The sequence below is a fragment of the Sphingopyxis sp. UBA6723 genome (genome assembly GCF_002454115.1).
Lineage (GTDB): Bacteria > Pseudomonadota > Alphaproteobacteria > Sphingomonadales > Sphingomonadaceae > Sphingopyxis.
On the sequence record NZ_DKIH01000014.1, the window covers coordinates 1 to 9,299 of the forward strand.

At 65.3% G+C, this 9,299-nt stretch carries 12 protein-coding genes and 1 tRNA gene; 11 read left to right on the plus strand and 2 right to left on the minus strand.

Annotated elements, in window-relative coordinates:
- Nucleotides 1-440: ATP-binding cassette domain-containing protein (locus tag B4F07_RS17200; RefSeq protein WP_293704941.1), on the minus strand; the 440-nt coding region annotated here is incomplete at its 3' end.
- A 133-nt stretch (nucleotides 441-573) separates the two neighbouring features.
- On the opposite strand from B4F07_RS17200, the gene B4F07_RS17205 reads away from it, so the two are divergent.
- Nucleotides 574-1,320 carry an SIMPL domain-containing protein gene (locus B4F07_RS17205; protein WP_293701010.1) on the plus strand — a complete coding sequence of 249 codons (747 nt, stop codon included), beginning with the start codon at nucleotides 574-576 and terminating at the stop codon, nucleotides 1,318-1,320.
- A gap of 131 nt (nucleotides 1,321-1,451) precedes the next feature.
- Here B4F07_RS17205 and B4F07_RS17210 read toward each other — a convergent pair whose 3' ends face one another.
- Nucleotides 1,452-2,132, minus strand: a complete 681-nt coding sequence (locus B4F07_RS17210) for a prolyl hydroxylase family protein (RefSeq protein ID WP_293701009.1) — start codon at nucleotides 2,130-2,132, stop codon at nucleotides 1,452-1,454.
- Between the two features lie 115 nt (nucleotides 2,133-2,247).
- Here B4F07_RS17210 and B4F07_RS17215 point away from each other — a divergent pair.
- From B4F07_RS17215 to B4F07_RS17260, 10 genes are all read left to right on the plus strand, one after another.
- A tRNA-His gene (locus tag B4F07_RS17215) sits at nucleotides 2,248-2,324 on the plus strand.
- 100 nt (nucleotides 2,325-2,424) lie between these two features.
- Nucleotides 2,425-3,474, plus strand: a complete 1,050-nt coding sequence (locus B4F07_RS17220) for a Glu/Leu/Phe/Val family dehydrogenase (RefSeq protein ID WP_293704942.1) — start codon at nucleotides 2,425-2,427, stop codon at nucleotides 3,472-3,474.
- Between the two features lie 176 nt (nucleotides 3,475-3,650).
- The gene (locus tag B4F07_RS17225; RefSeq protein ID WP_293701007.1) at nucleotides 3,651-4,004 is read left to right on the plus strand and encodes a YbaN family protein; all 354 of its coding nucleotides are present in this window, start codon (nucleotides 3,651-3,653) and stop codon (nucleotides 4,002-4,004) included.
- Between the two features lie 262 nt (nucleotides 4,005-4,266).
- Entirely contained in the window at nucleotides 4,267-5,007 is a 741-nt protein-coding gene (gene ccmC / locus B4F07_RS17230; protein ID WP_293701006.1) for a heme ABC transporter permease CcmC, read from the plus strand.
- The gene (locus B4F07_RS17235; protein WP_293701005.1) at nucleotides 5,004-5,159 is read left to right on the plus strand and encodes a hypothetical protein; all 156 of its coding nucleotides are present in this window, start codon (nucleotides 5,004-5,006) and stop codon (nucleotides 5,157-5,159) included. The genes ccmC and B4F07_RS17235 overlap by 4 nt, the downstream gene beginning before the upstream one ends.
- The gene (gene ccmE / locus B4F07_RS17240; protein WP_293701004.1) at nucleotides 5,156-5,593 is read left to right on the plus strand and encodes a cytochrome c maturation protein CcmE; all 438 of its coding nucleotides are present in this window, start codon (nucleotides 5,156-5,158) and stop codon (nucleotides 5,591-5,593) included. The genes B4F07_RS17235 and ccmE overlap by 4 nt, the downstream gene beginning before the upstream one ends.
- A complete protein-coding gene (locus B4F07_RS17245; RefSeq protein ID WP_293704944.1) occupies nucleotides 5,590-7,560 on the plus strand; it encodes a heme lyase CcmF/NrfE family subunit in 1,971 nt (656 codons plus the stop codon). Before ccmE ends, B4F07_RS17245 begins: the two co-directional genes overlap by 4 nt.
- Nucleotides 7,557-8,087 carry a DsbE family thiol:disulfide interchange protein gene (locus B4F07_RS17250; RefSeq protein WP_137753283.1) on the plus strand — a complete coding sequence of 177 codons (531 nt, stop codon included), beginning with the start codon at nucleotides 7,557-7,559 and terminating at the stop codon, nucleotides 8,085-8,087. Before B4F07_RS17245 ends, B4F07_RS17250 begins: the two co-directional genes overlap by 4 nt.
- Nucleotides 8,088-8,254: 167 nt before the next feature.
- On the plus strand, nucleotides 8,255-8,644 hold the full coding sequence (locus B4F07_RS17255; RefSeq protein ID WP_293704945.1) for a cytochrome c-type biogenesis protein: 390 nt from the start codon (nucleotides 8,255-8,257) through the stop codon (nucleotides 8,642-8,644).
- Complete coding sequence (locus B4F07_RS17260) at nucleotides 8,641-9,291, plus strand: tetratricopeptide repeat protein (RefSeq protein WP_293700982.1); 651 nt, start codon at nucleotides 8,641-8,643, stop codon at nucleotides 9,289-9,291. Before B4F07_RS17255 ends, B4F07_RS17260 begins: the two co-directional genes overlap by 4 nt.
- Nucleotides 9,292-9,299: the final 8 nt, after the last annotated feature.

Here is a 9,299-nt window from a genome sequence, read left to right on the forward strand (position 1 = left end):
TTGGTCGGTTCGTCGAGCAGCAGCACGTCAGGGTTTTGCGCGAGCGCGCGAGCGAGCGCGGCGCGGCGGCGTTCGCCGCCCGAGGCGCTGGCGGCGGTGCGGCTCATATCGATACCGAGCTGGTCGGCGATGGCAGCGACTTCAAATTCTTCGGGGGCATCGGGCGCGGCGACAGCGAAGTCCATCAACGTCTCGAACCGCGAAAAATCGGGTTCCTGTTCGAGCATCACGACATGGGTGCCCGGGACGATGACGCGCTTGCCCTTGTCGGGATCGATCTGCCCCGCGAGCAGCTTGAGCAAGGTCGTCTTGCCAGCGCCGTTGCGGCCGATCAGCGCCAGCCGGTCGCGTTCGCCGACATAGATGTCGAGATCCTGAAACAGCCAGCCGCTGCCCTGCACAAGGCCGAGGCCTTCATATGATAAAATCGGTGCTGCCATTATGAACGGCTCGCTACTGGCGCGTTCAGCATCATGCAAGCGCCGTCCGCGCAAAGGCCGGAACGGGTTCAGTCCGTCAGCGTTACGGGCTGGAAATCGGAAATGGCCGGGGTTCGGCCGACAGGAGAATGAAATGACGAAGCAATTGTTCGCCGTTATGGCAACCGGACTGGCGCTGATGGCGGCAACGCCTGGCCAAGCGCAGCAGGGAGGTTCGACGGTGACCGCAGCAACGACGCAGGGACCGATCCTGGCCTTTTCGGTCAGCGACGAAGTGCGCTCGCGCTCCGATCAGGCGACCGTTGGCGCCGGGGTGACCACCACCGCACCGACTGCGGTCGAAGCGATGCGGCTGAACGCCACCGCGATGGACAAGCTGATCGCCGCCGCCAAGGCGCGCGGGATCAAGGCTGAGGATATCCAGACCAGCGGGATCAGCCTGTCGCCGCAATATGATTACAACAATCAGGGCAATGGCCAGCCGCCGCGTTTTCTGGGCTATCAGGTGTCAAACAGCGTGCGCGCAACCACGTCGAACATCGGCGACATCGGTCCGCTGCTCGACGCGCTGGTCGCCGCGGGTGGTACCAATATCGACGGGCCGTCGTTCGGCATGAAGGATCCCGACGCGCAGCTGGTCGGCGCGCGCGGCACCGCGATCAAGGCGGCGGAAGCCAAAGCGGCGGATTACGCGCGGCTGGCGGGTTTCCGCGGTGCCGAGCTGGTGTCGATCAGCGAGGGCGGCAGCTTTGGCCCGAACCCGCCGATGCCGATGGTGCGCGTTCAGGCGATGGATGCCGCGGGCAAGGCGACGCCTGTCGAGCCGGGGCGCGTGTCGAACACGCTGACGCTGAATTTCCAGTATCGGTTGGTGCGTTAATTTGGTCGGGGAGCTGGCGCAGGGCAGCTCCCCCATTTCCGTTCGTTTCGAGCGAAGTCGAGACACCTATGCGGCGTGTACGCCGTCGCGTGTCTCGACTTCGCTCGACACGAACGGGTTTTTGGATGGGGCTACCCCAGCTCCCCCTCCACCCACGGCCATGGCCGTTCGCGGAACCATTTGGTGATGATATATTTGCGCCCCTTGCGCACCTTCATCCCGTGGTGGAGCGTGTCGGGGTTGGCGGTGCCGTTGGGGCGGACGTTGTTCCAGGCGAGCAGCTTGCCCATTTCGGGCTGGTGCAGCTTGCCGGTCGCCAGGAACCGCGTCGCGCCGCCTGCGCCGGGTTCGTTGAGATAGATCATCAGCGTCCAGCTGCGCTGCCCGGGGATCGCGCAATAGGTTTGCCAATCGGCGCCATGCGGGTCGAAATAATCGGTGTGCGCCTTGAACTCCTGCCCGACGTCGTAGCGTTGGCCCTGCATCGGTTCGCCATAGGCGAGCGGAATGCCGGTGAGGTCGTGGAGGCGGTTGTTGATCGCGATCACCAGCGGGTCGCGGTGGTCGAGGTCGCACGTCGTGCTGGTGCGAAACGCTTCGTCGCCATTGGGATCGGCGATGGTCGAGGGGCGGACGTCGCGGTCGATCTGCGCGATCAACCCGGCACAGGTTTCGGCATCGAGGAAGCGCGACAGCATGAACTGCTCGAGCTTCGGCGTCGGCGCGCGGCGGATGCCGGGAACGGCAGCGAGTCGCGCTGCGGTGCGGTCGGCGCCCGAGGTCGCCATGTCGACAAATTCATTTGCAGCCATGGCGCGCGTTTTAGCAGGGAAGCGCGCGCGAACAATGCTTGACGAACGGGGCGATGCGCGCCTATTCGCCGCGCGCTGTCGAGGCCGCTTTCCTGCGCCCTTGCCGATGTGTGTGGCGACCATAGCTCAGTTGGTTAGAGCGCCGGTTTGTGGTACCGGAGGTCGCGGGTTCGAGCCCCGTTGGTCGCCCCATTTCCTGAAGATGATCGCCCGATCCGCGTTTCGACGTGACTCTGCGCTCGCGCCTGATTATTACGCTGGGACGTAATTTTTTAACGCGAGGATTGAGTCCATGTCCGCAGTCTGGGATTTCGCCGATTTCGACGATCATGAACATGTCCACATGTTTCGCGATCGGGCGAGCGGACTGACGGCTGTGATCGCCGTCCACTCGACGCACCTCGGCCCCGGCGCGGGCGGCGTGCGTTACTGGCACTATCCGCAGCGCGCGGCGGCGATCACCGACGCGCTGCGCCTGTCGCGCGGCATGAGCTACAAGAATGCGATGGCCGGACTGCCGATGGGCGGCGGCAAGGGTGTGATTTTAGCCGACGAAGGCGCAGCGAAGACCCCCGATTTGCTTGCGGCGTTCGGCCGTGCGGTCGAATCGCTGGGCGGCGCTTATGTGACCGCCGAAGATGTCGGCATGTCGGATGCCGACATGGTCGCGATTTCGCAGCATACGAAGCATGTCAGCGGGCTTCCCGTCGCGAGCGGCGAAGCGGGCGGCGACCCCGGCCCGCTGACCGCGCTCGGCGTCTATCTGGGCATCAAGGCGGCGATTCTGCAGGGTCTGGGCACCGACAGCGCGAAAGGCGTGCGCGTGGCGATCCAGGGCGTCGGCAGCGTCGGCGGCGGCGTCGCGCGGCGGCTGGCGGCTGAAGGCGCGAAGCTGACGCTGGCCGACGTTAATCTGGCGCGCGCCAAGGACCTGGCTGAAGAATTGGGCGCTGATCTCGCCGATTCGGCGGCGATCATGGAAGTTGAGGCCGATGTGCTGAGCCCCAATGCGCTGGGCGCGATTCTGACCGAGCGGAGCATCGAGAAGCTGCGCGTGCCGATCGTGGCGGGCGGTGCCAACAACCAGCTGGCGACCGCCGCCGACGGCCAGCGCATCCACGACCGCGGTATCGTTTATGCCCCAGATTATGTGATCAACGCGGGCGGGATCATCAACGTGGCGCTGGAATATCTGGGGCAGGGCAGCCGCGAGGAAGTTGAGAGCCGCATTCATCTGATCCCCGGGCGGCTCGCCGAAATATGGGCCGAGAGCAAGGCGAGCGGTGCGCCGGCGTCGGCGGTGGCCGATCGTATGGCGCAGAAGCTGATCGGGCGGGGGTAGGTTTAAGCGCAGTTCCCAGACTCCGTTCGCCTTGGAGCTTGTCGAAGGGCTGTTCTTCCTTTCAACGTCGTCAAAGGAAGAGCGGTGCTTCGACAAGCTCAGCACGAACGGATTTGAGGTGGGCATTTTGGGCGCTAGGGCTGGCGCCTTGTTCCAATTCCGCTAAGCCACCCCCAATGAAGCGGCATTTGTATTTGGTCGGCGGCTGGGCGTCGCTCGCGGTCGGCGCGATCGGCGCGTTCCTGCCGTTGCTGCCGACCGTGCCGCTCGTCATCCTTGCCGCTTTCTGCTTCGCACGCTCTTCGCCGCGGCTAGAGGCTTGGCTGCTCAATCATCCGACCTTTGGGCATCATATTCTCGCCTGGCGTGAGAAAGGGGCGATCAGTCGCAAGGGGAAGGTTGCGGCGAGCATCGCTTTTGCTTTCAGCATTGTGCTGGCGTTGCTGTTCGCACCCTGGCCATGGATGATGGCACCGGTTATCGCGGCGGCAGTCGGCGGCAGCTGGATATGGACGCGGCCCGAGGGGTGAAGGCGCTGAGCGCCGGTTGGTCAGCGCCTCCCATTTCCGTTCGTGTCGAGCGAAGTCGAGACACCCATCAGTAGCGCACGCCTTTGGGGTGTCTCGACTTCGCTCGACACGAACGGGGTTTAGGAGCGGGTTGAATACGGCGCCAGCGACACATCGCCGCGGGCTTGACCTTACGCGTTCTGCACGCGACACAAGCGCCGACCGGGTCGCATCGGGCAAATTGCTGGACCCCTGTGCCACGCTCCCCTAAGGACGCGAACCGATGCATGCTTATGCGAACCCGACCCGTTTTCTGGCAATTGCCCGGCCGCTGACGCCGTGGCTGCTCGGGCTTGGCGTGCTGCTCGTGCTGGCGGGTGCGTGGGCGGGGTTGACGCAGGTTCCGGGCGATTACAAGCAGGGTGAGACGGCGCGGATCCTGTATGTTCATGTCCCGGCGGCGTGGCTGGGGATGGGCGGCTGGACGTCGCTGGCGCTGGCGGGGTTGATCCAGCTGGTCTGGCGGCATCCGCTCTCGGGCATTGCGGCGCGGGCGATTGCGGTGCCGGGGATGCTGTTCACCGCGCTGTGCCTCGTAACCGGATCGATCTGGGGCAAGCCGACCTGGGGTACCTGGTGGGAATGGGACGGGCGGATGACGTCGATGCTGGTGCTACTGTTCCTCTATGCCGGCTTTATCGCGCTGACGAACGGCGATGAGGGGCAGCGGCAGGGCGGCTCGCTGTCGCGCGGCGCGGCGATCTATGCGCTGGTGGGCGCGATCAATATCCCGATCATCAACCGCAGCGTCGTGTGGTGGAACAGCCTGCATCAGGGACCGAGCATCACGCTGCGCGGGTCGAGCATCGACAATGCGCTGCTATGGCCATTGGGCTTGACCTTATTGGGCTTTTCGCTGTTATTCGGGGCGATCGTGCTGATGCGGATGCGGCGGATCATCGCCGACAATCGCGTTGCGGCGCGGCTGCGGCGGCTGGCCGACGACGAGGGAGCAATCGCGTGACGGGGGTGATCAGCGGCAGCGGCCAATGGGCCTATGTGGCGGCGGCCTACGGGCTGACGGTGCTGTTGACTGGCGCCGTGCTGTGGTCGAGCTGGCGCGCGATGGCGAAGGCTGAGCGGCGCAGCGACGCGCTGCGTAAGGATCGTCCATGAAGGCGAAACATCAGCGACTGGTGCTCGCGCTGTTCGCGGTCGCGGGGATTGCGGGCGCGGGGGTGTTGGGTGCGAGCGCGCTGCGTGACGAAGCCGCCTATTTCCGCACCCCGGTCGAGATCAAGAGCGGCAAGGCGGTCGTTGGCGAACCGATGCGGCTGGGCGGCATGGTCGCGTTGGGTAGCATCGCCCGGCAGAGTGACGGGCTGACGATCCGCTTTGTCGCAACCGACGGCAAGGCATCGGTGCCGGTCGAATATACGGGTATCGTCCCTGACCTGTTTGGCGAGGAATCGGGCATGGTCGCCGACGGCCGGATGCGCGCCGACGGGACGTTCGTCGCCGATCGCATCCTGGCGAAGCATGACGAGCGCTATATGCCGCCGCAGATGGGCGACATGCCGAAGAATATGAAGGCGCCGACGGCCACATGATCGCCGAAATCGGCCTTGCACTGCTTTGGATCGCCGCAGCGCTCGCCTGCCTGTCGCTCGTCGCGGGGACGCTATTCCTGCGGGGCGGACAGAAGGACTTGGCGGCGCTGGTTCGCCCGGCCAGCATCGCGCAGGGGGTGCTGACCGCAACCGCGTTTGGCTTGCTCATCGCGCTGTTCGTGCGCTCCGACATGTCGGTCGAGCTGGTCGCGCGCAATAGCAACAGCCTGAAACCGATGATCTTCAAGGTCGCCGGGACGTGGGGCAATCACGAAGGATCGATGCTACTCTGGCTGACGATCCTGTCGCTGTCGGGGGCGCTGATTGCGCTGTTCGAAAAGCGGCTGCGCGAGGACACGCTGATCGCGACGTTGAGCGCGCAGGCGGCGCTGAGCCTTGGTTTCTTCGCCTTTTTGATTTTTTCGTCGAACCCGTTCAACCGCTTGCCCGTGGCGCCGCCCGACGGGCAAGGGCTCAATCCGCTACTTCAGGATATCGGCCTCGCGTTTCACCCGCCGACGCTTTACGTCGGCTATGTCGGGCTGTCGGTTGCGTTCAGCTTTGCTGTCGGCGCGCTAATCACGCGCGAGATCGGACCTGCGTTCGCCCGCGCGATGCGGCCGTGGGTGCTGTTCAGCTGGATATTCCTGACGATCGGGATCACCGCGGGCAGTTACTGGGCTTATTATGAGCTGGGCTGGGGCGGCTGGTGGTTCTGGGATCCGGTCGAAAATGTCTCGCTGATCCCCTGGCTGGCGGGCGCCGCGTTGCTGCATTCGGTTGCGGTGACCGCGACGCGCAATGCTTTGCGCGCGTGGACCGTGATGCTGGCCGTCATTGGGTTTTCGATGTCGATGGTCGGCACATTTATCGTGCGATCGGGATTGCTGACCAGCGTTCACAGTTTCGCGGTCGACCCCGAGCGCGGGACGTTCTTGCTGGTGTTGATGGCGATCTATATCGGCGGCGCGCTGACGCTGTTTGCGCTGCGCGCGGGTAGCGTGGCCGAGGGCAAGAAGTTCGCGCTACTCAGCCGTGAGGGCGCGCTCGTTATCAACAATCTGCTGCTGACGACGATCCTTGCGCTCGTCCTGCTCGGTACATTGTACCCGATCGTCGCCGAGGCGATGGGCGAGAAGATTTCGGTCGGGCCGCCCTATTACAACCGCGTTGCCGGGCCGCTGGCGCTGATCCTGTGCCTCGTGATGGTGGCGGGACCGCTGCTCGGCTGGCGCAAGGATGATGGCAAGAAGCTGTGGTCACGGTTGCCGCTGGCGATCTTTGCCGGGGCGGCGGTGCTGTTCGCGCTGATCCTGTTCGGCGGTAAAGTCGGCATCCTGCCGCTGCTTGGCATGACCGTCGCCGGGGTCGTTGCGGTCGCCAGTCTCGCGCCGTTATGGGGCCGGAACCTGCGCCGCACGCCGCTGCCGACCTGGGGCATGGTAATTGCGCATTTCGGCGTCGCGGTGTGTCTGGCGGGAATGGGCGCCGAAAGTGCCTTCATCAAGGAACGGCTGGTCGCCGCAGCACCCGGTGACGTGATCAAGGTCGGCGATTTTGCGGTGAAATTTGTCGGCGTGAAGCCGGTGGCGGGGCCGAATTTCACCTCGATCGAGGGTGCGCTGGTCGCGACGACGTCGGGCGGCCAATCCTTTACGATGCGGCCCGAAGCGCGGACTTTCCCCGGCTTGATGGGGACCGCCCCGACCGAAACCAACGAAGCGGCGCTGCTGACGCGGCCGGGCGGGCAGCTTTACGCGGTGCTTGGGCAGCCGGTGACGAGCGATGACGGGACCGCCGATCGTTACCAGATCCGCCTGTGGTGGAAGCCGCTGGTGTGGTGGATATGGCTGGGCGGTGGACTGATCGCGCTGGGCGCGGCGCTGTCGATGCTCGGCCGGGCGCAGTTGCTGGGCATCTGGCGCGCGCGGCGTCGCCGGAAATCAGAGGAGCGCTTTGCACCATGACCAACCGCTGGGTACTCTTTGTCCCGCTGGCGATCATGGGATTGCTGTTCGGCGCCTTCATCTATCGGCTGGTGACGCCCGCCGAAACGCTGATCCAGTCGCAGTGGATCGACAAGCCGATGCCGCTGTTCGACCTGCCGCCCGCGACCGCGGGAGTGGAAGGGCTGAAAAGCAGCCAGCTAGCCGACGGTCGGCCAAGGCTGGTCAATGTGTTCGCTAGCTGGTGCATCCCGTGCCGCGCCGAGGCACCGCAGCTGGAGGCGCTGAAGGCCGCAGGTGTGCCGATCGACGGCATCGCGATCCGCGACCGGCCCGAGGATGTCGCGATGTTCCTGCGCGAATATGGCAATCCGTTCGATCGCATCGGGTCGGACATGCAGAGCAGCGTCCAGATCGCGCTGGGGTCATCGGGGGTGCCGGAGACGTTCCTGATCGACGGCAAGGGGATCATTCGCGAGCAGATCCAGGGCGTCATCCTGGCAGACCAGGTGCCGGAAATCGTCGCCAAGCTGGAGGCGATGAAGTGACGGGCGCCTTCTCAAGCTCCCGCGCCCCTGCGCAGGCAGGGGCCCATCACCTGCCATCGCATCGGCAAACTGCCGACTGCTTCGTAACGAGCAGACCGGTGATTGGCCCTTGCCGGCGCAGGGGCGCGGCGCTCTTTTTGGCGATGATGCTCGCTATCGCTGGCTCTATGCCCGCCGCCGCGCAAGACCGCCTGCCTCCCGCTCCTTACGCCTATGAACAGCTGCGCGACCCGACGAAGGAAGCGCGGGCGAAGGCGTTGATGGAGGAATTGCGCTGTCTGGTGTGTCAGGGCCAGTCGATTGCCGATTCGGATGCGCCGCTGGCGGGGGATATGCGGCACGAGGTACGCAGCAAGATTGCCGCGGGCGAAAGCCCCGACGAAATCAAGACGTGGCTGGTCGCGCGCTATGGCAATTGGGTCAGCTATGATCCGCCCTTCGATGCCGCGACGGCATTTTTGTGGCTGGGGCCGCTGTTGTTCCTGTTGCTCGGCGGCTGGCTGGCGTTCGGGCGGTTTCGCCGCGGTGCAGCGGACGATGCGGAGGCTGACGCATGATCTGGCTGTGGGTCATGCTGGCGGCGCTGCTGACGATCGCTGCCATCGTCTGGCTGGGCAAACTGCCCGTAGCGGCGCGGCCGCTGGCGGGGGCGGCGGTGATGCTGGGGCTGGCGGGCTATGCCTTGCAGGGTAGCCCGTCGCTGCCGGGCAAACCGGTGGCGGTGGCCGCCGAGCCAGAGGGTTTTGGCGATGTGTTGACCGATCAGCGACAGGGGATGGCGGATCGGTTCGGCCCTGCGGCGCAATGGCTGGGCCTGTCCGATGGCTTTGCACGCACTGGCAAGACCGAATTGGCGGCGCAGACGCTGGAAAAGGGCTTGGAGAAATATCCCGACAATGTCGACCTGTGGGTCGGGCTGGGTAATGCGCTGACCGCACATGGCGGCGGGATGATGTCACCGGCGGCGGCGCTGGCGTTCGATGAAGCGGCGCGGCGCGATCCCTCGCACCCCGCGCCGCCGTTCTTTGCAGGTCTGGCGCTTGCGCAGGGTGGCGATCTGAAGGGTGCCGAGGCGGTGTGGAGCCAGTTGCTGGCGCGTAGTCCCGCCGATGCGCCATGGCGCCCCGACCTTGAAATGCGGCTGGCGCAGCTGCGGCAGGCGCTGGGGCCGCAACCGCCGCCCGCACCGGGACAAACCCCTTGATATGGATG

Coding starts and splice junctions, on each gene's coding strand:
- B4F07_RS17205 (WP_293701010.1), top strand. CDS start 574: ATGACGAAGCAATTGTTCGCCGTTATGGCAACCGGACTGGCGCTGATG.
- B4F07_RS17210 (WP_293701009.1), bottom strand. CDS start 2,132: ATGGCTGCAAATGAATTTGTCGACATGGCGACCTCGGGCGCCGACCGC.
- B4F07_RS17220 (WP_293704942.1), top strand. CDS start 2,425: ATGTCCGCAGTCTGGGATTTCGCCGATTTCGACGATCATGAACATGTC.
- B4F07_RS17225 (WP_293701007.1), top strand. CDS start 3,651: ATGAAGCGGCATTTGTATTTGGTCGGCGGCTGGGCGTCGCTCGCGGTC.
- ccmC (WP_293701006.1), top strand. CDS start 4,267: ATGCATGCTTATGCGAACCCGACCCGTTTTCTGGCAATTGCCCGGCCG.
- ccmE (WP_293701004.1), top strand. CDS start 5,156: ATGAAGGCGAAACATCAGCGACTGGTGCTCGCGCTGTTCGCGGTCGCG.
- B4F07_RS17245 (WP_293704944.1), top strand. CDS start 5,590: ATGATCGCCGAAATCGGCCTTGCACTGCTTTGGATCGCCGCAGCGCTC.
- B4F07_RS17250 (WP_137753283.1), top strand. CDS start 7,557: ATGACCAACCGCTGGGTACTCTTTGTCCCGCTGGCGATCATGGGATTG.
- B4F07_RS17255 (WP_293704945.1), top strand. CDS start 8,255: ATGCCCGCCGCCGCGCAAGACCGCCTGCCTCCCGCTCCTTACGCCTAT.
- B4F07_RS17260 (WP_293700982.1), top strand. CDS start 8,641: ATGATCTGGCTGTGGGTCATGCTGGCGGCGCTGCTGACGATCGCTGCC.